At 41.3% G+C, this 23,594-nt stretch carries 26 protein-coding genes, 1 tRNA gene and 3 rRNA genes; 26 read left to right on the forward strand and 4 right to left on the reverse strand.

The window, feature by feature from the left end; all coding sequences use genetic code 11:
• Nucleotides 1-22: 22 nt before the first annotated feature.
• From HBL79_RS11180 to trmL, 4 genes are all read left to right on the forward strand, one after another.
• Nucleotides 23-1,387 (forward strand): phosphohexomutase domain-containing protein, encoded by a 1,365-nt coding sequence (locus tag HBL79_RS11180; protein ID WP_035688727.1) that lies wholly within the window; start codon nucleotides 23-25, stop codon nucleotides 1,385-1,387.
• A gap of 126 nt (nucleotides 1,388-1,513) precedes the next feature.
• Complete coding sequence (galU, locus tag HBL79_RS11185) at nucleotides 1,514-2,401, forward strand: UTP--glucose-1-phosphate uridylyltransferase GalU (protein ID WP_046097190.1); 888 nt, start codon at nucleotides 1,514-1,516, stop codon at nucleotides 2,399-2,401.
• Between the two features lie 250 nt (nucleotides 2,402-2,651).
• Entirely contained in the window at nucleotides 2,652-3,953 is a 1,302-nt protein-coding gene (brnQ, locus tag HBL79_RS11190) for a branched-chain amino acid transport system II carrier protein (protein WP_035688736.1), read from the forward strand.
• A gap of 206 nt (nucleotides 3,954-4,159) precedes the next feature.
• Nucleotides 4,160-4,621 (forward strand): tRNA (uridine(34)/cytosine(34)/5-carboxymethylaminomethyluridine(34)-2'-O)-methyltransferase TrmL, encoded by a 462-nt coding sequence (gene trmL, locus HBL79_RS11195; RefSeq protein WP_035688739.1) that lies wholly within the window; start codon nucleotides 4,160-4,162, stop codon nucleotides 4,619-4,621.
• A 113-nt stretch (nucleotides 4,622-4,734) separates the two neighbouring features.
• Here the strand turns inward: trmL and HBL79_RS11200 are convergent, their stop codons facing one another.
• The 4 genes from HBL79_RS11200 to metN all read right to left on the reverse strand — a co-directional run bounded on the left by HBL79_RS11200 (nucleotide 4,735) and on the right by metN (nucleotide 8,082).
• Nucleotides 4,735-5,361: a YchE family NAAT transporter gene (locus HBL79_RS11200; RefSeq protein ID WP_017805545.1), complete on the reverse strand. Its 627-nt coding sequence runs from the start codon at nucleotides 5,359-5,361 to the stop codon at nucleotides 4,735-4,737.
• Between the two features lie 141 nt (nucleotides 5,362-5,502).
• Entirely contained in the window at nucleotides 5,503-6,333 is an 831-nt protein-coding gene (locus tag HBL79_RS11205) for a MetQ/NlpA family lipoprotein (protein ID WP_035688741.1), read from the reverse strand.
• Nucleotides 6,334-6,365: 32 nt separating this feature from the next.
• On the reverse strand, nucleotides 6,366-7,055 hold the full coding sequence (locus tag HBL79_RS11210; protein ID WP_035688743.1) for a methionine ABC transporter permease: 690 nt from the start codon (nucleotides 7,053-7,055) through the stop codon (nucleotides 6,366-6,368).
• The gene (gene metN, locus HBL79_RS11215; RefSeq protein WP_035688746.1) at nucleotides 7,045-8,082 is read right to left on the reverse strand and encodes a methionine ABC transporter ATP-binding protein MetN; all 1,038 of its coding nucleotides are present in this window, start codon (nucleotides 8,080-8,082) and stop codon (nucleotides 7,045-7,047) included. Before metN ends, HBL79_RS11210 begins: the two co-directional genes overlap by 11 nt.
• 169 nt (nucleotides 8,083-8,251) lie before the next feature.
• Here metN and gmhB point away from each other — a divergent pair, with 169 nt between their 5' ends.
• The 22 genes from gmhB to rplQ all read left to right on the forward strand — a co-directional run bounded on the left by gmhB (nucleotide 8,252) and on the right by rplQ (nucleotide 23,468).
• Nucleotides 8,252-8,806, forward strand: a complete 555-nt coding sequence (gmhB, locus tag HBL79_RS11220; protein ID WP_035688748.1) for a D-glycero-beta-D-manno-heptose 1,7-bisphosphate 7-phosphatase — start codon at nucleotides 8,252-8,254, stop codon at nucleotides 8,804-8,806.
• A 369-nt stretch (nucleotides 8,807-9,175) separates the two neighbouring features.
• Nucleotides 9,176-10,711 (forward strand): 16S ribosomal RNA (locus HBL79_RS11225).
• 161 nt (nucleotides 10,712-10,872) lie between these two features.
• Nucleotides 10,873-10,948: transfer RNA gene (locus HBL79_RS11230), tRNA-Glu, on the forward strand.
• 211 nt (nucleotides 10,949-11,159) lie between these two features.
• A 23S ribosomal RNA gene (locus HBL79_RS11235) occupies nucleotides 11,160-14,281 on the forward strand.
• A gap of 144 nt (nucleotides 14,282-14,425) precedes the next feature.
• Nucleotides 14,426-14,540: ribosomal RNA gene (rrf, locus tag HBL79_RS11240) — 5S ribosomal RNA — on the forward strand.
• The 16S, 23S and 5S rRNA genes sit together here with 1 tRNA gene alongside, the layout of an rRNA operon.
• A gap of 393 nt (nucleotides 14,541-14,933) precedes the next feature.
• A complete protein-coding gene (gene rplN / locus HBL79_RS11245; RefSeq protein ID WP_017805535.1) occupies nucleotides 14,934-15,305 on the forward strand; it encodes a 50S ribosomal protein L14 in 372 nt (123 codons plus the stop codon).
• 13 nt (nucleotides 15,306-15,318) lie between these two features.
• The gene (gene rplX / locus HBL79_RS11250; protein WP_035689086.1) at nucleotides 15,319-15,630 is read left to right on the forward strand and encodes a 50S ribosomal protein L24; all 312 of its coding nucleotides are present in this window, start codon (nucleotides 15,319-15,321) and stop codon (nucleotides 15,628-15,630) included.
• A 20-nt stretch (nucleotides 15,631-15,650) separates the two neighbouring features.
• Entirely contained in the window at nucleotides 15,651-16,190 is a 540-nt protein-coding gene (rplE, locus tag HBL79_RS11255; protein ID WP_035689084.1) for a 50S ribosomal protein L5, read from the forward strand.
• 12 nt (nucleotides 16,191-16,202) lie between these two features.
• Nucleotides 16,203-16,508, forward strand: a complete 306-nt coding sequence (gene rpsN / locus HBL79_RS11260; RefSeq protein WP_017805532.1) for a 30S ribosomal protein S14 — start codon at nucleotides 16,203-16,205, stop codon at nucleotides 16,506-16,508.
• A gap of 36 nt (nucleotides 16,509-16,544) precedes the next feature.
• On the forward strand, nucleotides 16,545-16,937 hold the full coding sequence (gene rpsH / locus HBL79_RS11265) for a 30S ribosomal protein S8 (protein ID WP_017805531.1): 393 nt from the start codon (nucleotides 16,545-16,547) through the stop codon (nucleotides 16,935-16,937).
• A gap of 15 nt (nucleotides 16,938-16,952) precedes the next feature.
• On the forward strand, nucleotides 16,953-17,486 hold the full coding sequence (rplF, locus tag HBL79_RS11270) for a 50S ribosomal protein L6 (RefSeq protein WP_017805530.1): 534 nt from the start codon (nucleotides 16,953-16,955) through the stop codon (nucleotides 17,484-17,486).
• Nucleotides 17,487-17,499: 13 nt separating this feature from the next.
• Nucleotides 17,500-17,853: a 50S ribosomal protein L18 gene (gene rplR / locus HBL79_RS11275; RefSeq protein WP_017805529.1), complete on the forward strand. Its 354-nt coding sequence runs from the start codon at nucleotides 17,500-17,502 to the stop codon at nucleotides 17,851-17,853.
• Between the two features lie 15 nt (nucleotides 17,854-17,868).
• Complete coding sequence (gene rpsE, locus HBL79_RS11280) at nucleotides 17,869-18,369, forward strand: 30S ribosomal protein S5 (RefSeq protein WP_017805528.1); 501 nt, start codon at nucleotides 17,869-17,871, stop codon at nucleotides 18,367-18,369.
• A 6-nt stretch (nucleotides 18,370-18,375) separates the two neighbouring features.
• Nucleotides 18,376-18,555, forward strand: coding sequence for a 50S ribosomal protein L30 (gene rpmD / locus HBL79_RS11285; RefSeq protein ID WP_017805527.1), 180 nt, complete (start codon nucleotides 18,376-18,378; stop codon nucleotides 18,553-18,555).
• 4 nt (nucleotides 18,556-18,559) lie between these two features.
• Nucleotides 18,560-18,994, forward strand: coding sequence for a 50S ribosomal protein L15 (gene rplO / locus HBL79_RS11290; RefSeq protein WP_017805526.1), 435 nt, complete (start codon nucleotides 18,560-18,562; stop codon nucleotides 18,992-18,994).
• 7 nt (nucleotides 18,995-19,001) lie between these two features.
• Nucleotides 19,002-20,327, forward strand: coding sequence for a preprotein translocase subunit SecY (gene secY / locus HBL79_RS11295; RefSeq protein ID WP_035689081.1), 1,326 nt, complete (start codon nucleotides 19,002-19,004; stop codon nucleotides 20,325-20,327).
• A 26-nt stretch (nucleotides 20,328-20,353) separates the two neighbouring features.
• Entirely contained in the window at nucleotides 20,354-20,467 is a 114-nt protein-coding gene (gene rpmJ / locus HBL79_RS11300) for a 50S ribosomal protein L36 (protein ID WP_005548767.1), read from the forward strand.
• Between the two features lie 139 nt (nucleotides 20,468-20,606).
• Nucleotides 20,607-20,963 (forward strand): 30S ribosomal protein S13, encoded by a 357-nt coding sequence (gene rpsM, locus HBL79_RS11305; protein WP_017805524.1) that lies wholly within the window; start codon nucleotides 20,607-20,609, stop codon nucleotides 20,961-20,963.
• A gap of 15 nt (nucleotides 20,964-20,978) precedes the next feature.
• Nucleotides 20,979-21,368 (forward strand): 30S ribosomal protein S11, encoded by a 390-nt coding sequence (gene rpsK, locus HBL79_RS11310; protein WP_012072238.1) that lies wholly within the window; start codon nucleotides 20,979-20,981, stop codon nucleotides 21,366-21,368.
• Between the two features lie 28 nt (nucleotides 21,369-21,396).
• Nucleotides 21,397-22,017 carry a 30S ribosomal protein S4 gene (gene rpsD / locus HBL79_RS11315; RefSeq protein WP_035689078.1) on the forward strand — a complete coding sequence of 207 codons (621 nt, stop codon included), beginning with the start codon at nucleotides 21,397-21,399 and terminating at the stop codon, nucleotides 22,015-22,017.
• A 32-nt stretch (nucleotides 22,018-22,049) separates the two neighbouring features.
• On the forward strand, nucleotides 22,050-23,039 hold the full coding sequence (locus HBL79_RS11320) for a DNA-directed RNA polymerase subunit alpha (protein WP_021724701.1): 990 nt from the start codon (nucleotides 22,050-22,052) through the stop codon (nucleotides 23,037-23,039).
• 39 nt (nucleotides 23,040-23,078) lie between these two features.
• On the forward strand, nucleotides 23,079-23,468 hold the full coding sequence (gene rplQ / locus HBL79_RS11325) for a 50S ribosomal protein L17 (RefSeq protein ID WP_035689075.1): 390 nt from the start codon (nucleotides 23,079-23,081) through the stop codon (nucleotides 23,466-23,468).
• Nucleotides 23,469-23,594 lie beyond the last annotated feature (126 nt).

A 23,594-nucleotide genomic window follows, 5' to 3' on the forward strand; every position in this document is an offset into this window, starting at 1 on the left:
GAAAAGGAAGTGGAGTTGTTATATGGGTAAATTAACTTGTTTTAAAGCGTATGATATTCGTGGTCGTTTAGGTGACGAATTGAATGTAGATATTGTCTATCGTATTGGGCGTGCTTTTGGACAATTTTTAAAACCTAAAACTATCGTTGTTGGAGGTGATGTTCGTTTAACCAGTAAAGAATTGAAGAGTGCTGTAACAAATGGCTTGTTAGATTCTGGGGTAAACGTAATTGATTTGGGTGAAACAGGAACAGAGGAAGTTTATTTCGCCACCTCCTTTCTTAACGCTGATGGTGGTATTGAAGTAACCGCAAGCCATAATCCAATGGATTATAATGGACTAAAATTGGTACGTGAGGGATCGCGGCCGATTAGTGCGGATACTGGGCTTGCCGATATTCAACGTTTAGCGGAGGAAAATCATTTTCCACCGGTAGTGCAACGCGGTGAATATAAACAACTTTCTGTATTAGGTGACTACGTTGAACATTTATTATCTTATATTAATGTAGATAATTTGAAACCAATGAAGTTGGTGATTAATTCTGGAAATGGGGCTGCAGGACACGTGATTGATGCTATAGAAGCTCAATTCAGAGCTAAACGTGTACCTGTGGAATTTATTAAAATTCATAATAATCCAGATGGTACATTTCCTAATGGTATTCCTAATCCTATTTTGCCAGATAATCGCCAAGATACGATTGATACGGTATTAACATATCAAGCGGATATGGGGATTGCTTTTGATGGCGATTTTGATCGTTGTTTCCTTTTTGATGAAAATGGTGGCTTTATCGAGGGCTATTATATTGTTGGTCTTTTAAGTCAAGCTTTTCTGCAAAAAAATAAAGGAGCGAAAATCATTTATGATCCTCGCTTAATTTGGAATACCGTCAAATTAGTGGAAGAAAATGGCGGAGAGGCTGTAATGTCTAAATCGGGCCATTCTTTCATTAAAGAAAAAATGCGTGCTGTAGATGCTATTTATGGAGGAGAAATGAGTGCACATCACTACTTCCGAGATTTTTTCTACTGTGACAGTGGAATGATTCCTTGGTTGTTAGTAATGGAGCTTGTTTCTACTACAGGAAAATCACTAGGTGAACTAGTAAATGAAAGTATTAATACTTTTCCATCACCTGGAGAGATCAATAGTAAATTAGTAGATGCACAAGCAGCTATTGCTCGTGTGCGAGCCGCTTATGAGGAAAATGCGATTTCTGTGAATGAAATTGATGGCATTAGTATTGAGTATCCAAATTGGCGATTCAATTTGCGTACTTCAAATACTGAGCCTGTGGTGCGTTTAAATCTTGAAACTCGAGGTGATAGAAAACTTATGTTGGAAAAAACCGAAGAGATTTTGGCTCTGCTACGGCAATAATTGATTAAAACATCATAATTTATGATGTGGAGTTAATGATTTAAAGTGGCTATTTAGTAGCCACTTTCTTTACTATATATTCTTAACGGATATAACATATTTGTGTTTTGGGAAAAAGGAAAAATAATGAAAGCCGTCATTCCCGTTGCAGGACTTGGAACTCGAATGTTACCTGCAACAAAAGCGATTCCAAAAGAAATGCTCACATTGGTTGATAAACCACTGATTCAGTATGTGGTTAATGAATGTGTTTCTGCGGGTATTAAAGAGATTGTTCTTGTTACGCATTCTTCAAAAAATGCTATTGAAAACCACTTCGACACCTCTTTTGAGCTAGAAACAATGCTTGAAAAGCGTGTAAAACGTCGATTACTTGAAGAAGTTCGTTCTATTTGTCCGAAAGATGTAACCATTATGCACGTTCGTCAAGGTAATGCTAAAGGCTTAGGACACGCTGTACTTTGTGCCTTACCTGTGGTTGGAAATCAGCCTTTTGCGGTAGTATTGCCTGATGTGTTATTAACGGATTTCAGTGCTGATCAGAAAAAAGAAAACTTGGCAGCAATGATCAAACGTTTTAAAGAAACTAATGCCAGCCAAATTTTGGTTGAGCCTGTTGCGGAAAAAGAAATCAGTAGCTATGGGATTGTGGATTGTGATGGGGTACAAATTCTCCCTGGTGAAAGTGCGAGGATTAAATGGATCGTAGAGAAACCGGCAATTGAAGAAGCTCCTTCTAATCTTGCCGTAGTTGGACGTTATGTTTTTTCTGCGTCAATTTGGGAATTGCTTGCGAAAACGCCTGTTGGTGTAGGAGATGAAATTCAACTAACTGATGCGATTGATATGCTGATTGAAAAGGAAAGCGTAGAGGCATTTTATCAAACAGGTGGAAACTTTGATTGCGGTGATAAGCTAGGTTATATGAAAGCTTTTGTTGAATATGGTGTACATCACCCAAAACTTGGAAACGATTTTTGCACTTATTTAAGAAATTTTGTCAAAACGCTCTAGTACATTCTGAGGGTTCTTTCAGGAACTCTCTTTTTATTCCGTTCAGAAAATAGCTATTCTTTAGAATTTATCCAAATTAATCCAGTATTTATCGTTGAACATTGAATTTACATAAAGATTTATTGAAAAATGCTAATGCAATCTTGACAATAAAATCATAAAACTCTATAAACTTTGTTATTTTTAGTGAATTGTAAGTTGTTTTATTGATTGTATAAAAGTTAATACTATATTTTGAGAGGTTAATAAAATGTTATCTGGAAAAGATGTGATGGTGCTAGGAATGATGATCTTCTCCCTCTTTTTAGGGGCTGGGAATATTATTTTTCCTCCAATGGAAGGATATTATGCTGGAACGCTATGGCTTTGGGGGGCATTAGGTTTTTTATTAACAGGCGTGTTTATGCCTTTTATTACCCTCATTGTTGTAACGCTAAAAGGGCGTGGAGAAGCATTGTCTGGTGATTTGCCGAAATGGGCACAGGTTATGTTTTGGACGATTTTATATTTGGTGATCGGTTCAACCTTTGCAATGCCAAGGGTTACTAATGTTGCTTATGAGATGGCGTGGCAACCATTGAATTTATTATCTGGAGAGTATTCTCACATCATTTTTGTTACCGTGTTTAACTTGATTGGTATGGGATTTATGCTTGGTCGTAGCACAATGATTTCAAGCATTGGAAAATTTATGGCACCTGCATTGCTTGTATTATTGACGATTGTTGCTTTCAAAGTGATTAATTCACCGATTTCTCCGATTGTCGAGCCAAGCAATGCTTATAAAGATCATTCAGCGATCGCAACAGGGTTGATTGGCGGTTACCAAACAATGGATGTACTTTCAGCAATGGCATTTGGTGGTATTGTTGCACGTGCTTTGGCAGTAAAAGGTGTATCAAATAGCAAAGCGATTGTACGTTATACCCTTGTCGCTGGGACAGTTTCTGTTGTGCTGCTGAGTTTACTGTATTTATGTTTATTTTATTTAGGTGCAACAGGGGAGCAAGTAGCGAAAAACTCAAGTAATGGAGGGCAACTTTTTGCTCAGTATGTGAATGTATTGTTTGGGCGTGAAGGTTCTTGGATTATGAGTGGGATTGTTCTTTTAGCCAACCTTACTACGCTTGTAGGCGTCACTAGTGCTTGTGCGGATTATTTTTCAAAATTCCATCCTCGTTTAACTTACACTTTCTTCGTTGTGTTATTTACAATCAGCACGATTATTATTTCAGAAACAGGACTGAATACCTTATTGCGTGTCACAATTCCTGCCTTATTATTAATTTATCCTATCGCAATTATGCTCGTGGCAATGCAGTTATTACGCGAAAAATTGGGCATTAGCCGCAGAGGTTATAATCTCATTATTGGTATCACAGCATTATTCAGTGTTACCGATAGTTTAAAAAATATGGAATTATTACCGCACTTTATTCAAAGCCTATTAGAAAAAGTACCTTTGCATCAAGAAGGACTAACTTGGTTATTGCCAACATTATTTGTAGTAATGCTATGCACTTTGTGTAAACGCAAAAAACTGTCTTCTTAGTATAGTTGTTTAAGCTCAAAATAGGACAAGGCTTTGCTCCTCAGATAGCCCAAATAGTATGACAAGGCAAGATAACTTAAGAGCAAACGACTATAATTAAGCCCTCTAATGAGGGTTTAATTTATTAAGTGCGGTGTTTTTTATTATTTTGTTCTTGGCTGATTCAGCGGTAGAATGCCCCTACTTAAACTAAGTTAGAGAAAATTATGTTAGATATAGTGTTATATGAGCCTGAAATTCCACAAAATACAGGAAATATTATTCGTCTCTGTGCCAACACGGGTTTCCGTTTACACTTAATTGAGCCTTTAGGCTTTGCTTGGGATGATAAGCGTTTACGTCGTTCAGGACTAGATTACCACGAGTTTGCAGACATTAAAAAGCACAAAAGCTTTGTTGATTTTCTTGCAGCTGAGCAACCCAAACGCTTGTTTGCAATGACAACCAAAGGGCATTTAGCACATAGCCAAGTTCGTTTTCAAAAAGGGGATTATTTAATGTTTGGACCAGAAACAAGAGGTATCCCAATGGCTATTTTAGATGAAATGCCAGCAGAACAAAAAATTCGAATTCCAATGGTGAAGAATAGCCGTAGTATGAATTTATCTAATTCCGTTGCAGTAGCGGTTTATGAAGCTTGGAGGCAACTAGATTACTACGGCGTGTAGTTTAATTTGAAAAAATTAAACGGCATATTGGAAATTAAGCTAAGTTTGATAGCAATCTTGCGAGGGAAGTGCGGTGTTTTTTGGGATAAATTTATTACCGCACTTACTATTTATTAGAACAAATGAAGATTTTTTAATCCTTCCACAACAATTTCAACACCTAAAGACATCAAAATTAATCCCATAATACGGGTAATAACATTGGAACCTGTTTTGCCCAGTTTTTTGATAAGTGGCTCAGAATAGCGAAGTAGAATATAGCAGCATAGTCCAAATAACGCGATAGTAATTGAAGTATAGGTATAATCCATTACAGTTGTTTGATTTGAACCAAATACGATAGTCGCACTGATTGAGCCAGGTCCCGCCATAATTGGCATTGCAAGAGGTACAACAGCAATATTGTTATAATCATCGAAATTTTCTGCTTTTTCTTCTTTATTCATTTTATGATCCCCTATTTTCCCGTTAATCATCGTCAGAGCAATCATTGCAACGACAATTCCGCCTGCAATACGGAATGCGTCAATAGAAATGTGAAAAGCGTTAAGGATTAACTGACCAAAATAAAAGCTAACAAGCAAAATGACTGCCACTGAAAAACAGGTAATAAGTGCGGTACGATTTTGCTGAGTTTTATCAAAATCCGTCGTCATCGAATAGAAAATAGGAATTACTCCGAGTGGGTTCACTAGGGCAATGAGACTAACAAAAAATTGCACGTAAATTGAAATATCCATAGATTTCTCAAAGAAGTAATAAAGGGAGGTCTATTATAAGGTGTTCATTTTTGATGAACAAGCAAGAGCGGTTTTTTAGTGAAAATAAAACCTCCGAGAAGACCCAGAGGTTTTTGATGAAAGATGAAAATGGAAAATTGATTACCAGCCTTTAACCACGCCGTCTTTGAAGTGTTTTACCGCTTCTTGATACACTTCATCAGTTTGGTAAGCTTTCACGAAGTTTTTCACTGCATCGCTGTCTTTGTTGTCTTCACGCGCAACGATAATGTTCACATAAGGGGAATCTTTATCTTCCACAAACACGCCGTGTTCTTCAGTATTTAAGCCTACTTGACCCGCGTAAGTGTTGTTCACCACGGCTAAATCTACATCATCTAATGCACGTGCTGCCACTGACGTATCCACCTCTTTAATTTGGAGATTTTTCGGATTTTCTACGATGTCTAAAGAGGTTGCGAATAGGTTAGTGTTGTCTTTTAATTTAATTAAGCCTTGTTTTTCTAATAAAATTAATGCACGTGCAAGGTTACTTGGATCATTCGGTACGGCAATGATGGCACCATCTTGGAGTTCGTTTATATTTTTAATTTTTTTCGAATAGCCAGCTAATGGATAAACGAAAGTATTACCCACAATCACAAGATTTTTGTAACCGTGTTCTTGTGAATCTTTATCAAGATAAGGTTTGTGTTGCATTGCGTTAAGATCTAAATCACCATTGCTTACCGCAGGGTTTGGTAATGAATATTCATTAAATTCAACGAATTCCACATCTAAGCCATATTTTTCTTTTGCTACTTTCGCCGCAATTTCAGCCACTTGATGCTCAGGGCCAGACATTACGCCCACTTTAATTTTTTGTGGTGCAGGTTGCGCTGCAGCAGTTTCGGTTTTTTTGTCATCTTTACAAGCAGTTAGCGCTAAAACTGATGAAAGTGTTGCAACAGTCAATAATTTTTTAAAGTTCATTTTACTTTCCTTTTTAGTGAGTGATGTTGAGATTAACGATGATCAAAATGATTCGCTAATTTGTTACCGTATTTTTCGCATAACATTACGATAAGTACGATGATAATAGTAGAAACCCAAAGTACATAAGGCATATTACGGTGTAAGCCAAACGAAATTGCGGTGTTACCTAAACCGCCGCCGCCCACCGCGCCTGCCATTGCGGAATAACCAATCAGCGTAACTAACGTCAGTGTCATTGCTTTAATGAGAATTGGCAAGGCTTCAGGTAAATAAAAGCGTGTTACCAGCTGCCAAACGTTTGTTCCCATTGCTTTGGCGGTTTCTGTTAAACCCGTTGGAATATCGCCCAAGGCGTTTACCGTTAAACGTGCGTAAAATGGCAATGCGGCAACACTTAATGGAATGATTGCCGCCGTTGTACCTAAGGTTGTGCCGACTAAAAAACGCGTGACGGGCATTAAATCGAAGAGCAAAATAATGAAGGGAATAGAACGCCCAACGTTAATAATCACTTCTAAAGTGCGGTTCAATTTTTTGCTATTTAAGGTTTGTCCTTCTTTGGTTAAGAAGGTGATAATGCCTAGTGGCAAGCCAAATAGCACGGCAAAAAAGGTGGCCACAAGGCTCATATAAACGGTTTCAAATGAGCTATTGGCGATAAGCTGCCACACTTGTGGGGTAAGCTGGCGGGAAAATTCCGCACTAAATTCAGTCCACATAACCTAATACCTCCACACGAACATTATTTTCCATTAAATAAATCTTAGCTTGCGTAATGGCATCTTCATTGCCTTCCACTTCTGCGATGGTAAAACCAAATTTCACGCCACCCGCATAATCAATTTGCGAGGTGAGAATACTTAAATCCACCCCAAAACGTTTGGAGGCCTGTGAAAGCAACGGTGCGTCCACTGAGCGGCCAGTAAATTCAAATTTAATGATTGGCCAAGCGTTTGGGTGTTTTGGCGTTGGCGATAATTTTTCCAAATATTCTTCAGGCAAGTTAATGTGGAATGTTGAGCTAATAAATTGCTGCGCCAACTCGGTTTTAGGATTAGAGAAAATCTCACTTACCGAACCTTGTTCCACCAAACGCCCTTTATCAATCACCGCCACTTGGTCGCAAATGCGTTTTACCACGTCCATTTCGTGCGTGATCAACAAAATAGTGATACCTAAAGTGCGATTAATTTCTTTTAATAATTTTAAAATCGCTTGCGTTGTGGCGGGATCTAACGCGCTGGTTGCTTCATCGCAGAGTAGCACTTTGGGATCGCTTGCCAACGCACGTGCAATCGCAACACGTTGCTTTTGTCCACCTGAAAGATTGGCGGGATAAACATCACGCTTTTCACTTAATCCAACTAAGGAAAGGAGCTGTTCCACTTTTTGTTTAATATGGGCTTTGCTTTCACCGGCTAATTCCAACGGCAACGCGATGTTGCCATAAACAGTACGTGAACTGAGCAAATTGAAATGCTGGAAAATCATTCCAATATTGCGGCGTTCTTGAATGAGTTGGCTGTCTGATAAATGCGTTAATTCTTTGCCATTTACCACCACCGAACCCGACGTTGGGCGTTCTAATAAGTTCACACAACGGATAAGCGTGCTTTTCCCTGCGCCAGATGCGCCAATCACCCCACAAATTTGCCCTTTAGGAACGTGAAGATTGACATTATCAAGTGCGGTGATTTTTTTATCCGCAATGTCAAAAATTTTACTAAGGTTTTCTAGCTTAATCATATAAGCCCTTTCTAATATGCTTAAATTTAAGTTTTTCCGTATTTTAGACGTCTAGATTGCTATGTCAATATTTATTCACAACATTTTTAGAATGTTCAGCTATTAGTTAGAACAAAATTAAGTCATAATTGAGCGAAATAGCAAGATAAAGATAAACAAGGATCAAAATGTGAATAAAGCAATTTTTCTAGATCGAGATGGCACGATCAATATCGATCACGGCTATGTACATCAAATTGATGATTTCCAATTTATCGAAGGAAGTATTGAAGCCTTGCAGCAGTTAAAAGCGATGGGCTATTTATTGGTGCTAGTGACGAATCAATCAGGCATTGCACGCGGTTATTTTTCAGAACAACAATTCCTACAACTCACGGAATGGATGGATTGGTCGCTGGCGGATCGTGGTGTGGATTTTGATGGCATCTATTATTGTCCTCATCACCCAGAGGGTAAAGGCGAATATAAAGAAGATTGCGATTGTCGCAAGCCAAAGTCAGGAATGCTATTGCAAGCAATTAAAGAATTACATATCGATCCAACGCAGTCTTTTATGGTGGGGGATAAAAAAGAAGATATGAAGGCAGGCAAAGGGGCGGGCGTAAAAACCTGTGTTTTGGTGCGAACAGGAAAAGCAGTAAGCGAAGAAAGTGAAAAATCTGCAGATATCCTGATAAATAGTGTAGCGGACTTGCCAGCGTTAATAAAAAAGCTTAAGAAATAAATCAAGTGCGGTAAAAATTTTGCTAATTTTTCACCGCACTTTGCCTAGTAATTCAGTGGCATGGCTTTAAAATAATCAGTCGCAATGATTTTTCGCATTTTTTGCCATTTTTTTGCAAAAAGGGGTTGCAAAGATTTTAAAGAAGCCTATAATACGCCGCACACAACGACGCGACGTTGTAAACAAGTTGAAAATACACCTCGCGTCGTTGTTTTTTGCTCTTTAACAATCAATCAGACAATCTGTGTGGGCACTTGTTGATTCTGGAAAAAATTTAAAAGATTTAGAAACAATTAGTGCTTAACTGAAATTCATAGTGATTTTAAACGAAATCACAGAGCTTTGTTAGTGTACAAATTGAGAAAGATTAAACTGAAGAGTTTGATCATGGCTCAGATTGAACGCTGGCGGCAGGCTTAACACATGCAAGTCGAACGGTAACGGGTTGAAAGCTTGCTTTCAATGCTGACGAGTGGCGGACGGGTGAGTAATGCTTGGGAATCTGGCTTATGGAGGGGGATAACCATTGGAAACGATGGCTAATACCGCGTATTATCGGGAGATGAAAGGGGGCGAAAGCACCTGCCATAAGATGAGCCCAAGTGGGATTAGGTAGTTGGTGAGGTAAAGGCTCACCAAGCCTGCGATCTCTAGCTGGTCTGAGAGGATGGCCAGCCACACTGGGACTGAGACACGGCCCAGACTCCTACGGGAGGCAGCAGTGGGGAATATTGCGCAATGGGGGGAACCCTGACGCAGCCATGCCGCGTGAATGAAGAAGGCCTTCGGGTTGTAAAGTTCTTTCGGTGGTGAGGAAGGTTGTGATGTGAATAGCATCATGATTTGACGTTAGCCACAGAAGAAGCACCGGCTAACTCCGTGCCAGCAGCCGCGGTAATACGGAGGGTGCGAGCGTTAATCGGAATAACTGGGCGTAAAGGGCACGCAGGCGGTAAATTAAGTGAGATGTGAAATCCCCGAGCTTAACTTGGGAATTGCATTTCAGACTGGTTTACTAGAGTACTTTAGGGAGGGGTAGAATTCCACGTGTAGCGGTGAAATGCGTAGAGATGTGGAGGAATACCGAAGGCGAAGGCAGCCCCTTGGGAAGCTACTGACGCTCATGTGCGAAAGCGTGGGGAGCAAACAGGATTAGATACCCTGGTAGTCCACGCTGTAAACGCTGTCGATTTGGGGATTGGGCTTTAAGCTTGGTGCCCGTAGCTAACGTGATAAATCGACCGCCTGGGGAGTACGGCCGCAAGGTTAAAACTCAAATGAATTGACGGGGGCCCGCACAAGCGGTGGAGCATGTGGTTTAATTCGATGCAACGCGAAGAACCTTACCTACTCTTGACATCCTAAGAAGAACTCAGAGATGAGTTTGTGCCTTCGGGAACTTAGAGACAGGTGCTGCATGGCTGTCGTCAGCTCGTGTTGTGAAATGTTGGGTTAAGTCCCGCAACGAGCGCAACCCTTATCCTTTGTTGCCAGCACTTCGGGTGGGAACTCAAAGGAGACTGCCAGTGATAAACTGGAGGAAGGTGGGGATGACGTCAAGTCATCATGGCCCTTACGAGTAGGGCTACACACGTGCTACAATGGTGCATACAGAGGGAAGCGAGCCTGCGAGGGGGAGCGAATCTCAGAAAGTGCATCTAAGTCCGGATTGGAGTCTGCAACTCGACTCCATGAAGTCGGAATCGCTAGTAATCGCGAATCAGAATGTCGCGGTGAATACGTTCCCGGGCCTTGTACACACCGCCCGTCACACCATGGGAGTGGGTTGTACCAGAAGTAGATAGCTTAACCTTCGGGAGGGCGTTTACCACGGTATGATTCATGACTGGGGTGAAGTCGTAACAAGGTAACCGTAGGGGAACCTGCGGTTGGATCACCTCCTTACCTAATAGAATAGATGAGTGCTCACACAGATTGTCGTGATGGTTGTTAGACAATAAGAAGCAAAGAAAGGAATGGTGATGGTGTTGAAGAAACTAGCGATATGAAAAAATGGCTTAAAATCATACCGCACTTTAATAAAGCAGAGAGACGCTTTCTATGTTGTCCCCTTCGTCTAGAGGCCTAGGACATCGCCCTTTCACGGCGGTAACAGGGGTTCGAATCCCCTAGGGGACGCCATAGAAAGCGAATTTTTCGCGATTTGCTCTTTAACAATGTAAAAACAAGCTGAAAACTGAAGAGACTTTCAAGCTAATGAGGGAGTGGTGATAGTGATAGAGCCATTTTCTTATTAAATTGAAGAAGTCTGAGTAAAAGACTTACTTGAACAAAAGCAAGTAAGCGTTCTCAACGAGAGAACAACTTCGGGGAAAAATCCTTGAGGTTGTATAGTTAAGTGAGAAAGCGTACAGGGCGGATGCCTTGGCAATCAGAGGCGAAGAAGGACGTGCTAATCTGCGAAAAGCGTGGGTGAGTTGATAAGAAGCGTTTAACCCACGATGTCCGAATGGGGAAACCCGATAGGCGAAGAGCCTATCATTGCGAGGTGAATAAAATAGCCTCGTAAGGCGAACCGGGAGAACTGAAACATCTAAGTACCCCGAGGAAAAGAAATCAACCGAGATTCTGTGAGTAGCGGCGAGCGAAAGCGGAGGAGCCAGTAAGTAATAGCAGCAGAGATAGAGGAATTGTCTGGGAAGGCAAGCGACACAGGGTGATAGCCCCGTACTTAAAATCCAGGCTGTGGTACTAAGCTTACGAGAAGTAGGGCGGGACACGAGGAATCCTGTCTGAAGATGGGGGGACCATCCTCCAAGGCTAAATACTCCTGATTGACCGATAGTGAACCAGTACTGTGAAGGAAAGGCGAAAAGAACCCCGGTGAGGGGAGTGAAATAGAACCTGAAACCCTGTACGTACAAGCAGTGGGAGCCCCATCACTCAAACACATTGAGTGTTGGAAGAGGCAAAAAGCACCAAAAATAACACCGCACTTTAAAGTGTAGGGTACGACGAGCGAAGCGAGTCAAACCCAAAAATAGCAGTGTGATTGAGTGATGGGGTGACTGCGTACCTTTTGTATAATGGGTCAGCGACTTATATTTTGTAGCGAGGTTAACTGAATAAGGGAGCCGAAGGGAAACCGAGTCTTAACTGGGCGAAGAGTTGCAAGGTATAGACCCGAAACCCGGTGATCTAGCCATGGGCAGGTTGAAGGTTGGGTAACACTAACTGGAGGACCGAACCGACTAATGTTGAAAAATTAGCGGATGACCTGTGGCTGGGGGTGAAAGGCCAATCAAACCGGGAGATAGCTGGTTCTCCCCGAAATCTATTTAGGTAGAGCCTTGTGTGAATACCTTTGGGGGTAGAGCACTGTTTCGGCTAGGGGCCCATCCCGGGTTACCAAACCGATGCAAACTCCGAATACCAAAGAGTAATGCACAGGAGACACACGGCGGGTGCTAACGTCCGTCGTGGAGAGGGAAACAACCCAGACCGCCAGCTAAGGTCCCAAAATCTATATTAAGTGGGAAACGAAGTGGGAAGGCTTAGACAGCTAGGATGTTGGCTTAGAAGCAGCCACCATTTAAAGAAAGCGTAATAGCTCACTAGTCGAGTCGGCCTGCGCGGAAGATGTAACGGGGCTAAAATATAGTACCGAAGCTGCGGCATCAGGCGTATCACTAATACGCCTTAACGATTAACCACTTGCGAAGCAAGTGGGTAAAGCGAAAAACACGTTGAGTGTAATGGCAAAGAATCGAAGAGGGATATTAGTGATACGTCTGTTGGGTAGGGGAGCGTTGTGTAAGCGGAAGAAGGTGATTTGAGAAGATTGCTGGACGTATCACAAGTGCGAATGCTGACATAAGTAACGATAAAACGGGTGAAAAACCCGTTCGCCGGAAGACCAAGGGTTCCTGTCCAACGTTAATCGGGGCAGGGTGAGTCGGCCCCTAAGGCGAGGCTGAAAAGCGTAGTCGATGGGAAACGGGTTAATATTCCCGTACTTGGTAAAGCTGCGATGTGGGGACGGAGAAGGTTAGGTTATCGACCTGTTGGATATGGTCGTTTAAGTTGGTAGGTGGGTGAGTTAGGTAAATCCGGCTCACCGTTAACACTGAGAGATGATGACGAGGCACTAAGGTGCTGAAGTAACTGATACCACACTTCCAGGAAAAGCCACTAAGCTTCAGGCTTTACTAAACCGTACTGAAAACCGACACAGGTGGTCAGGTAGAGAATACTCAGGCGCTTGAGAGAACTCGGGTGAAGGAACTAGGCAAAATAGCACCGTAACTTCGGGAGAAGGTGCGCCGGCGTAGATTGTAGTGACTTGCTCACGAAGGTTGAACCGGTCGAAGATACCAGCTGGCTGCAACTGTTTATTAAAAACACAGCACTCTGCAAACACGAAAGTGGACGTATAGGGTGTGATGCCTGCCCGGTGCTGGAAGGTTAATTGATGGTGTAATCGAAAGAGAAGCTCCTGATCGAAGCCCCAGTAAACGGCGGCCGTAACTATAACGGTCCTAAGGTAGCGAAATTCCTTGTCGGGTAAGTTCCGACCTGCACGAATGGCATAATGATGGCCAGGCTGTCTCCACCCGAGACTCAGTGAAATTGAAATCGCCGTGAAGATGCGGTGTACCCGCGGCTAGACGGAAAGACCCCGTGAACCTTTACTATAGCTTGACACTGAACCTTGAATTTTGATGTGTAGGATAGGTGGGAGACTATGAAGCGGTAACGCCAGTTATCGTGGAGTCGTTGTTGAAATACCACCCTTTAACGTTTGATGTTCTAACGAAGTGCCTGAAACGGGTACTCGGACAGTGTCTGGTGGGTAGTTTGACTGGGGCGGTCTCCTCCCAAAGTGTAACGGAGGAGCACGAAGGTTTGCTAATGACGGTCGGACATCGTCAGGTTAGTGCAATGGTATAAGCAAGCTTAACTGCGAGACAGACAAGTCGAGCAGGTGCGAAAGCAGGTCATAGTGATCCGGTGGTTCTGAATGGAAGGGCCATCGCTCAACGGATAAAAGGTACTCCGGGGATAACAGGCTGATACCGCCCAAGAGTTCATATCGACGGCGGTGTTTGGCACCTCGATGTCGGCTCATCACATCCTGGGGCTGAAGTAGGTCCCAAGGGTATGGCTGTTCGCCATTTAAAGTGGTACGCGAGCTGGGTTTAGAACGTCGTGAGACAGTTCGGTCCCTATCTGCCGTGGGCGTTGGAGAATTGAGAGGGGCTGCTCCTAGTACGAGAGGACCGGAGTGGACGCATCACTGGTGTACCAGTTGTCTCGCCAGAGGCATTGCTGGGTAGCTAAATGCGGAAGAGATAAGTGCTGAAAGCATCTAAGCACGAAACTTGCCTTGAGATGAGTTCTCCCAGTCTATAAGACTGTAAGGGTTGTTGGAGACTACGACGTAGATAGGCTGGGTGTGTAAGCGGTGTGAGCCGTTGAGCTAACCAGTACTAATTGCCCGAGAGGCTTAACTATACAACGCTCAAGGGTTTTGGCTTGTTTTTGATTGTAAAGGAAGAGTAAAAATAAAAACACTTAGTAGGATAACGCACTAGAAATGATAGAAGTTATCGACTAAGAGAAAGAACATAAAGAAAGATAAAGCATATAAAGAATTATCTTGGCGGCGAAAGTGCAGTGGACCCACCTAATCCATGCCGAACTTAGAAGTGAAACGCTGTAACGCCGATGGTAGTGTGGGAATTTCCCATGTGAGAGTAGGACACCGCCAGGTTTTGAATGAAAGAAGAACGCCATTGAGGGAACTCAATGGCGTTTTTTGTTGTTTCTGATGTTTATATTTTCTTGTATTTTTGGGCTTACTGGATATTGCATTTTATCCTTTAAATAGGCTAATGGGATTTACCTCAGTTGATTTTGAGAAAGTTCTAGTAGCTACAAATATCATTTAGATGAGTATTATAAGATGTACTTATATCAGGAAAAATCTGACAAAATTACACCGCACTTTGGTTTGGTAAGTTTAATCACTTTTTTAGAAGAAAATACGGCTTGAGGGTTAGTTTTATCTTGCATTCATTGCATTTTTTATAGTAGAATCCATCCCCTATCCTGTAAGGATAGATTCGTCCCGAAAGGGTGTTATTAATTTTAGCGGAGTACTAAGATGATCCAAGAACAGACTATGCTGGACGTTGCTGATAACTCAGGCGCTCGCAGTGTAATGTGTATCAAGGTTCTAGGTGGATCGCACCGTCGTTACGCTGCTATTGGTGATATCATCAAAATTACTGTGAAAGAAGCAATTCCACGCGGTAAAGTTAAAAAAGGTGATGTATTAAAAGCAGTTGTTGTGCGCACCAAGAAGGGTGTTCGTCGCCCAGATGGATCAGTCATTCGCTTCGATGGCAATGCTTGCGTTATTTTAAATAATAACAGTGAGCAACCAATCGGTACTCGTATTTTTGGACCAGTGACTCGTGAACTTCGTTCTGAGAAGTTTATGAAGATCATTTCTTTGGCACCAGAAGTACTATAAGGAGTAGAGAGAAATGGCTGCAAAAATTCGTCAAAATGATGAAGTAATTGTTCTTGCTGGTAAAAGCAAAGGCAAACGTGGTAAGGTAACTCAAGTGTTACCAAACGGTAAAGTTGTTGTTGAAGGTATCAACATTATCACTAAACACGAAAAACCAGTTCCTGCATTAGGAAAAGAAGGTGGTTTAGTGAAAAAAGAAGCGCCAATTGATGTGTCAAATGTTGCGATCTTTAACCCGAAAACAAACAAAGCTGACCGTGTAGGTTTTAGATTTGAAGATGGCAAAAAAGTCCGTTTCTTCAAGTCTAATAATGAAATTATTTAATTGTAAACTGGAGTAATGCGATGGCGAAACTGCATGATTACTACAGAGATCAAGTAGTTAATGAATTAAAAAGTAAATTCAACTACTCGTCTGTCATGCAAGTCCCACGAATCGAAAAGATTACCCTGAATATGGGGGTGGGTGAAGCATTGACCGATAAAAAATTGCTAGATAATGCGGTAGCAGATTTAGCAGCGATTAGCGGTCAAAAACCTTTAATTACTAAAGCGCGCAAATCTGTTGCAGGCTTTAAAATCCGTCAGGGATATCCAATCGGTTGTAAAGTAACACTACGCGGTGAGCGTATGTGGGAGTTCTTTGAACGTTTAATTACAATCGCTGTACCTCGTATCCGCGATTTCCGTGGTTTAAGTGCGAAATCTTTCGACGGACGTGGTAATTACAGTATGGGTGTGCGTGAGCAAATTATCTTCCCAGAAATCGACTACGATAAAGTAGATCGTGTTCGTGGTTTAGATATCACTATCACAACAACTGCAAAAAGCGATGAAGAAGGTCAAGCATTATTGGCTGCCTTTAATTTCCCATTCCGTAAATAAGGCAGGTTACAGATGGCTAAACAATCAATGAAAGCACGTGATGTAAAACGTGTGAAACTCGCTGAGAAATTCTATACAAAACGTATGGAATTGAAAAAAATCATCTCTGATGTAAACTCATCAGATGAAGATCGTTGGGCAGCTGTGTTAAAGCTACAAGCTTTACCTCGTGATTCAAGCCCTAGCCGCCAACGTAACCGTTGCAACCAGACTGGTCGTCCACATGGTGTGTTACGCAAGTTTGGGTTGAGCCGTATTAAAGTTCGTGAAGCAGCAATGCGTGGCGAAATTCCTGGCCTTAGAAAAGCAAGTTGGTAATTTACTACTTTATTTTGGAATCGGAGTAAAAGCACAATGAGTATGCAAGATCCAATCGCAGATATGTTGACCCGCATTCGTAACGGTCAAGCTGCGAACAAAGTTGTGATCAGTATGCCTTCCTCCAAGCTAAAAGTGGCAATTGCCAATGTATTAGCTGAAGAAGGGTATATTGAAAGCGTTAATGTTTTAGAAGGCACTAAGCCTGAGTTGGAAATTACGTTAAAATATTTCCAAGGTAAACCAGTTGTAGAAAGTATTCAACGCGTAAGCCGTCCAGGTCTTCGTATTTATAAACGTAAAGACGAATTACCAAAAGTAATGGGTGGTTTAGGTGTGGCTGTTATTTCTACATCTAAAGGTGTGATGACTGATCGCGCAGCTCGCCAAGCGGGCTTAGGCGGTGAGATTATCTGTTATGTAGCTTAATAGAGAGGTAGGAAAATGTCTCGTGTTGCAAAAGCACCTGTTAGTATTCCTGCCGGCGTTGAGGTTAAACTTGACGGACAGCAACTAACAGTTAAAGGTAAGAATGGTGAGTTATCTCGCACTATTCATAACTCAGTTGAAGTTAAACAAGATAATAATGAATTAACTTTCGCGCCTCGTGCAGGCGTAGTTGGTGCTGACGCGCAAGCGGGTACAGCTCGTGCATTAGTTAATGCAATGGTTATCGGTGTTACTGAAGGCTTCACTAAGAAGTTACAATTGGTGGGTGTAGGTTACAGAGCTCAAATGAAAGGCAACGTGGTTGCATTAAGTTTAGGTTTCTCTCACCCTGTTGAGCATACATTACCTGCTGGCGTTACTGGTGAATGTCCATCACAAACAGAAATCATTCTGAAAAGTGCTGACAAACAGTTAATCGGTCAAGTCGCAGCAGATATTCGTGCTTATCGCCGCCCTGAGCCTTATAAAGGTAAAGGTGTACGTTATGCTGATGAAGTTGTACGTACAAAAGAGGCTAAGAAGAAATAATTAAGGTAACACTATGGATAAGAAATCAGCTCGTATCCGTCGTGCGGCTCGTGCTCGTCATATGATGAGAGAGCAGGGAGTTACTCGTTTAGTAGTTCACCGCACTCCTCGTCATATTTATGCACAAGTGATCGCACCAAACGGTTCAGAAGTGCTTGCCGCTGCTTCTACTGTTGAGAAAGCAATCAGTGAGCAAGTTAAATATACCGGAAATAAAGATGCTGCTGCAGTGGTTGGTAAAATTGTTGCAGAAAGAGCCTTAGAGAAAGGCATCAAAGATGTAGCATTCGACCGTTCTGGTTTTAAATATCATGGTCGCGTCCAAGCTTTAGCGGATGCTGCCCGTGAAGCTGGTCTACAGTTCTAATAGAGGTAATTTGAGATGGCAAACATCGAAAAACAAGCTGGTGAACTGCAAGAGAAGCTAATCGCGGTAAACCGTGTTTCAAAAACAGTAAAAGGTGGTCGTATTATGAGCTTTACTGCATTAACTGTGGTAGGCGATGGTAACGGTCGTATTGGTTTTGGTTATGGTAAAGCGCGCGAAGTTCCGGCAGCGATCCAAAAAGCGATGGAGAAAGCTCGTCGCAATATGATTACTGTGGCTTTAAATGAAGGCACATTACAACACCCAATTAAAGGTTCACATACAGGTTCTCGCGTATTTATGCAACCTGCAAGTGAGGGTACGGGGATTATTGCAGGCGGTGCAATGCGTGCAGTATTAGAAGTAGCAGGTGTTCGTAACGTTCTTTCAAAAGCATACGGTTCAACAAACCCAATTAATGTTGTTCGTGCAACAATTGATGCATTGGCAAATATGAAATCACCAGAAATGGTTGCTGCGAAACGTGGTAAATCCGTTGATGAAATTTTGGGGTAATGGACAATGGCTAAAACTATTAAAGTAACACAAGTTCGTAGCTCTATTGCTCGTTTACCGAAGCATAAAGCTACATTGCGTGGTCTTGGTCTTCGTCGCATGCACCATACTGTTGAGTTAATCGACACTCCAGCAGTGAGAGGTATGATTAACCAAGTTTCATATATGGTTAAAGTGGAGGACTAAGAGAATGCGTTTAAATACTCTATCTCCAGCGGAAGGTGCTAAACATAGTGCAAAACGCTTAGGGCGCGGTATTGGTTCAGGCTTGGGTAAAACAGGTGGTCGTGGTCATAAAGGTCAAAAATCTCGTACTGGTGGCGGTGTTCGTCGCGGGTTCGAAGGTGGTCAAATGCCTTTATACCGTCGTTTACCAAAATTTGGTTTTACTTCAATGAAATCTGCCGTAACTGCTGAAGTTCGCTTAAATGACTTAGCAAAAGTGGAAGGAAATGTGGTTACATTAGATGCGTTAAAAGCAGCAAATGTATTAACTAAAGATATTCAATTTGCAAAAGTTATTCTTGCAGGCGAGATTAAGTCAGCAGTAACTATTCGCGGTTTACGCGTAACTAAAGGCGCTAAAGCAGCAATTGAAGCAGCTGGCGGTTCGATTGAGGAATAATTGACAAATGGCTAAACAACCAGGTTATCAAAGTCGAAGTACTCAAAGCGGTACAGGTGAACTAAAGAGCAGATTATTATTTGTGCTAGGTGCACTGATTGTTTTCCGTATTGGTTCTTTTATTCCGGTTCCTGGTATTGATGCGGCCGTTTTAGCTCAATTGCTTGAACAGCAAAAAGGTACCATCATTGATATGTTTAATATGTTCTCTGGTGGTGCTTTGAGCCGTGCTTCAGTATTTGCGTTGGGTATTATGCCATATATTTCGGCTTCTATTATCATCCAACTTTTGGTAACGGTTCATCCTGCTTTATCAGAATTAAAGAAAGAAGGTGAGGCTGGTCGGCGTAAAATCAGTAAATATACGCGTTATTCGACATTAGTTCTTGCTACTATTCAGGCAATCGGTATTTCTACAGGATTGCCTAATATGCTACCTGGATTAGTTCCTAATTTAGGATTTGGTTTTTACTTTACGGCAGTGATTAGTTTGGTCACAGGAACAATGTTCTTAATGTGGCTAGGTGAACAAATTACTGAACGAGGTATAGGCAATGGCATCTCTTTGATTATTTTTGCAGGTATTGTTGCTGGTTTACCTTCTGCGATTGGCACTACAATTGAGCAAGCGCGTCAAGGGCAAATGCATTTTTTAGCTCTGTTGTTTATCATCGTTATTGTTTTTGCTGTAACCTATTTTGTTGTTTTTGTAGAGAGAGGACAACGTAGAATTAAAGTTGAGTATGCAAAGCGTCAGCATGGACGTCAGATTCTTGGTGGACATAGCACTCATTTACCTCTGAAAGTGAATATGGCTGGTGTTATTCCTGCTATTTTTGCTTCAAGTATTATTTTGTTTCCTGCCACTATTACTTCTTGGTTTGGGCAAGGGGCAAGCTTAGAGTGGTTAACTGATTTATCGATGTTATTACATCCGGGTCAGCCTTTATATTTGATCGTTTATGCTATAGCTATTATTTTCTTTAGCTTTTTTTATACGGCAATGCAATATAATCCTCGTGATACGGCAGAGAATTTGAAAAAATCTGGTGCATTTATTCCGGGGATCAGACCAGGAGAACAAACATCACGTTATATTGATAAGATCATGAGTCGTTTGACTTTGATTGGTGGTTTATATATCACATTCGTATGTTTAGTTCCTTATATTATGACATCAGCTTGGAATGTCCAATTTGATTTTGGTGGTACTTCTTTGCTGATTGTTGTAGTGGTAATTATGGATTTCATCGTTCAGGTTCAAAGTCATTTGATGTCAACAAAATATGAATCTGCGTTGAAAAAAGCAAACCTTAAAGGTTTTGGGCAGTAATGCTCATATAGTGAAAGGGATAAGCAATGAAAGTTCGTGCTTCCGTAAAGAAATTATGTCGTAACTGTAAAATTGTTAAGCGTGAAGGGGTTGTTCGTGTTTTATGTAGCGATCCTAAACATAAACAACGTCAAGGTTAATTGATATTTTTCTTGCAAATAACCAGCTGGGTATATATAATGCTCAGCTCATTTATGTCCTTGATATACTGTTTGAGTATCCTGAAAACGGGCTTTTCAAGATCAGTATATCAATTAGTTAGAATAATAGGAGTGCATAGTGGCCCGTATTGCAGGCATTAACATTCCTGATCAAAAACATACTGTAATTGCATTAACTTCAATTTACGGTATCGGCAAAACTAGAGCAAAAGCTATTTGTGCTGCGACAGGAATTGCTGAAGACGTTAAGATCAGAGAATTGTCTGAAGAGCAGATTGATAAACTGCGTGACGAAGTTGGTAAATTTACCGTTGAAGGTGACTTACGTCGTGAAGTAACACTTAACATTAAACGCCTATTAGATTTAGGTTGTTATCGTGGTTTACGTCATCGTCGTAGCTTACCGGTGCGTGGTCAACGTACTAAAACTAATGCGCGTACCCGTAAGGGTCCACGTAAGCCGATCAAGAAATAAGTCGGGGTAAATTAAATGGCAAAAACACCAGTTCGTGCACGTAAACGTGTAAAAAAACAAGTAGTAGATGGCGTTGCTCACATTCACGCATCTTTCAATAATACAATCGTTACTATTACTGACCGTCAAGGTAATGCTCTAGCATGGGCTACTGCTGGTGGTTCAGGTTTCCGTGGTTCTCGTAAATCAACACCGTTTGCTGCACAGGTTGCGGCAGAGCGTTGTGCGGAAATGGTCAAAGAATTTGGCTTAAAGAACTTGGAAGTTATGGTAAAAGGACCGGGTCCTGGTCGTGAATCGACAATCCGTGCATTAAATGCTGCGGGTTTCCGTATTACGAACATTACTGATGTTACCCCGATCCCACATAACGGTTGTCGTCCACCGAAAAAACGTCGTGTGTAAGACGTATTAGGATAGTTGGAGAAAGAAAATGGCAAGATATTTGGGTCCAAAACTCAAGCTAAGCCGTCGTGAAGGTACTGACTTATTCCTTAAGTCAGGAGTACGCACGATTGATTCAAAATGTAAAATTGATACAGCACCAGGTCAGCACGGTGCTCGTAAACCTCGTTTGTCAGACTATGGTAGTCAATTACGTGAAAAGCAAAAAGTTCGTCGTATCTATGGTATTTTAGAGCGTCAATTTCGTAATTACTACAAAGAGGCAAACCGTTTGAAAGGTAATACTGGTGAAAATTTACTAGTGTTATTAGAAGGTCGATTGGATAACGTTGTTTATCGCATGGGTTTTGCGGCAACACGTGCAGAAGCTCGCCAATTAGTGAGTCATAAAGCAGTTGTTGTTAATGGTCGTGTGGTTAATATCCCATCTTTCCAAGTTTCTGTAGATGATGTTGTAGCTATTCGTGAGAAATCTAAGAAACAAGCTCGTATTAAAGCGTCATTAGAACTAGCAGAACAGAGAGAAAAACCAACTTGGTTAGAAATTGATGCTGCTAAAATGGAAGGTGTGTTCAAACGTGTTCCTGAACGTTCTGATTTATCAGCAGACATTAACGAACATCTGATCGTAGAGCTTTATTCTAAATAATAGTTAAAGCTTCGTAGCAAAGAGAGGATAAAATGCAGGGTTCTGTTACAGAATTTTTAAAACCACATTTAGTTGATATTGAGCAAATTAGCTCTACTCATGCTAAAGTGATCTTAGAGCCGTTAGAGCGTGGCTTTGGTCATACTCTAGGTAATGCATTACGCCGAATTCTTCTATCTTCAATGCCAGGTTGTGCAGTTACTGAAGTGGAGATCGATGGTGTATTGCATGAGTATAGTAGTAAAGAAGGTGTTCAAGAAGACATTCTTGAAGTGCTTTTAAACTTAAAAGGCCTAGCGGTTAAAGTACAGAATAAAGATAATGTATTTCTGACACTAAGCAAATCTGGAATTGGCCCTGTTGTTGCAGCAGACATTACTCATGATGGGGATGTTGAGATTGTGAATCCTGAGCATGTTATTTGCCATCTTACTGATGAAAACGCTTCAATTAATATGCGTATTCGTGTTCAGCGTGGTAGAGGATATGTTTCAGCTTCAACGCGAGTTCATTCTCAAGATGAAGAGCGTCCTATTGGTCGTTTATTAGTAGATGCTTGTTATAGCCCAGTTCAACGAATTGCTTATAATGTTGAAGCTACTCGTGTAGAACAGCGTACAGACTTAGATAAGCTAGTAATTGAGTTAGAAACAAATGGTACTATTGATCCAGAAGAAGCAATTCGCCGTGCTGCAACGATTTTAGCAGAGCAACTGGATGCATTTGTTGATTTGCGAGATGTTCGTCAGCCTGAAATTAAGGAAGAAAAGCCGGAGTTTGATCCGATTCTTTTACGTCCTGTTGATGATTTAGAGCTGACAGTTCGTTCTGCTAACTGTTTGAAAGCAGAAACAATTCACTATATCGGTGATTTAGTACAACGTACGGAAGTTGAATTATTAAAAACACCTAATTTAGGTAAGAAATCTCTTACTGAAATTAAGGATGTTCTGGCTTCCCGAGGCTTATCACTTGGTATGCGCCTTGAAAATTGGCCACCAGCAAGTATTGCTGAAGATTAGTGGTCATTAGGTTAAGATTTTTCTGAGAAGGATAAGATCATGCGCCATCGTAAGAGTGGTCGTCAACTAAACCGTAATAGCAGCCATCGTCAAGCGCTGTTTCGTAATTTAGCAAATGCTTTGGTAAGTCATGAAATAATCAAGACTACTTTACCAAAAGCTAAAGAATTACGTCGTGTAGTTGAGCCGTTAATTACATTAGCAAAAGAAGATAGTGTTGCAAACCGTCGTTTAGCTTTTGCTCGTACTCGCAACATTGAAACTGTTGCTAAATTATTCAATGAGTTAGGTCCACGTTTTGCACAGCGTGCTGGTGGTTATACCCGTATCTTAAAATGTGGATTCCGTGCTGGTGATAATGCTCCAATGGCATACATTGAGTTTGTTGATCGCCCAGTAGCATCTGAAGAAGCTACAGTTACTGAATAATTTTAGATTTTTGAAAGCCTACATTTAGTAGGCTTTTTTTTATATCTGAAATTTATTAAAGGATATTTTATGTCGTATTTAATAATTTGGATATAAGGATTATTGCCTTTGTATCTACCATTAGTG

The sequence above is a fragment of the Avibacterium paragallinarum genome, from assembly GCF_011765605.1.
Classification (GTDB): domain Bacteria; phylum Pseudomonadota; class Gammaproteobacteria; order Enterobacterales; family Pasteurellaceae; genus Avibacterium; species Avibacterium paragallinarum.

What these genes read in the sequence shown, in the direction of transcription:
- HBL79_RS11180 (WP_035688727.1), top strand. Translation starts at nt 23, where the DNA reads ATGGGTAAATTAACTTGTTTTAAAGCGTATGATATTCGTGGTCGTTTA.
- galU (WP_046097190.1), top strand. Translation starts at nt 1,514, where the DNA reads ATGAAAGCCGTCATTCCCGTTGCAGGACTTGGAACTCGAATGTTACCT.
- brnQ (WP_035688736.1), top strand. Translation starts at nt 2,652, where the DNA reads ATGTTATCTGGAAAAGATGTGATGGTGCTAGGAATGATGATCTTCTCC.
- trmL (WP_035688739.1), top strand. Translation starts at nt 4,160, where the DNA reads ATGTTAGATATAGTGTTATATGAGCCTGAAATTCCACAAAATACAGGA.
- HBL79_RS11200 (WP_017805545.1), bottom strand. Translation starts at nt 5,361, where the DNA reads ATGGATATTTCAATTTACGTGCAATTTTTTGTTAGTCTCATTGCCCTA.
- HBL79_RS11205 (WP_035688741.1), bottom strand. Translation starts at nt 6,333, where the DNA reads ATGAACTTTAAAAAATTATTGACTGTTGCAACACTTTCATCAGTTTTA.
- HBL79_RS11210 (WP_035688743.1), bottom strand. Translation starts at nt 7,055, where the DNA reads ATGTGGACTGAATTTAGTGCGGAATTTTCCCGCCAGCTTACCCCACAA.
- metN (WP_035688746.1), bottom strand. Translation starts at nt 8,082, where the DNA reads ATGATTAAGCTAGAAAACCTTAGTAAAATTTTTGACATTGCGGATAAA.
- rplN (WP_017805535.1), top strand. Translation starts at nt 14,934, where the DNA reads ATGATCCAAGAACAGACTATGCTGGACGTTGCTGATAACTCAGGCGCT.
- rplX (WP_035689086.1), top strand. Translation starts at nt 15,319, where the DNA reads ATGGCTGCAAAAATTCGTCAAAATGATGAAGTAATTGTTCTTGCTGGT.
- rplE (WP_035689084.1), top strand. Translation starts at nt 15,651, where the DNA reads ATGGCGAAACTGCATGATTACTACAGAGATCAAGTAGTTAATGAATTA.
- rpsN (WP_017805532.1), top strand. Translation starts at nt 16,203, where the DNA reads ATGGCTAAACAATCAATGAAAGCACGTGATGTAAAACGTGTGAAACTC.
- rpsH (WP_017805531.1), top strand. Translation starts at nt 16,545, where the DNA reads ATGAGTATGCAAGATCCAATCGCAGATATGTTGACCCGCATTCGTAAC.
- rplF (WP_017805530.1), top strand. Translation starts at nt 16,953, where the DNA reads ATGTCTCGTGTTGCAAAAGCACCTGTTAGTATTCCTGCCGGCGTTGAG.
- rplR (WP_017805529.1), top strand. Translation starts at nt 17,500, where the DNA reads ATGGATAAGAAATCAGCTCGTATCCGTCGTGCGGCTCGTGCTCGTCAT.
- rpsE (WP_017805528.1), top strand. Translation starts at nt 17,869, where the DNA reads ATGGCAAACATCGAAAAACAAGCTGGTGAACTGCAAGAGAAGCTAATC.
- rpmD (WP_017805527.1), top strand. Translation starts at nt 18,376, where the DNA reads ATGGCTAAAACTATTAAAGTAACACAAGTTCGTAGCTCTATTGCTCGT.
- rplO (WP_017805526.1), top strand. Translation starts at nt 18,560, where the DNA reads ATGCGTTTAAATACTCTATCTCCAGCGGAAGGTGCTAAACATAGTGCA.
- secY (WP_035689081.1), top strand. Translation starts at nt 19,002, where the DNA reads ATGGCTAAACAACCAGGTTATCAAAGTCGAAGTACTCAAAGCGGTACA.
- rpmJ (WP_005548767.1), top strand. Translation starts at nt 20,354, where the DNA reads ATGAAAGTTCGTGCTTCCGTAAAGAAATTATGTCGTAACTGTAAAATT.
- rpsK (WP_012072238.1), top strand. Translation starts at nt 20,979, where the DNA reads ATGGCAAAAACACCAGTTCGTGCACGTAAACGTGTAAAAAAACAAGTA.
- rpsD (WP_035689078.1), top strand. Translation starts at nt 21,397, where the DNA reads ATGGCAAGATATTTGGGTCCAAAACTCAAGCTAAGCCGTCGTGAAGGT.
- HBL79_RS11320 (WP_021724701.1), top strand. Translation starts at nt 22,050, where the DNA reads ATGCAGGGTTCTGTTACAGAATTTTTAAAACCACATTTAGTTGATATT.
- rplQ (WP_035689075.1), top strand. Translation starts at nt 23,079, where the DNA reads ATGCGCCATCGTAAGAGTGGTCGTCAACTAAACCGTAATAGCAGCCAT.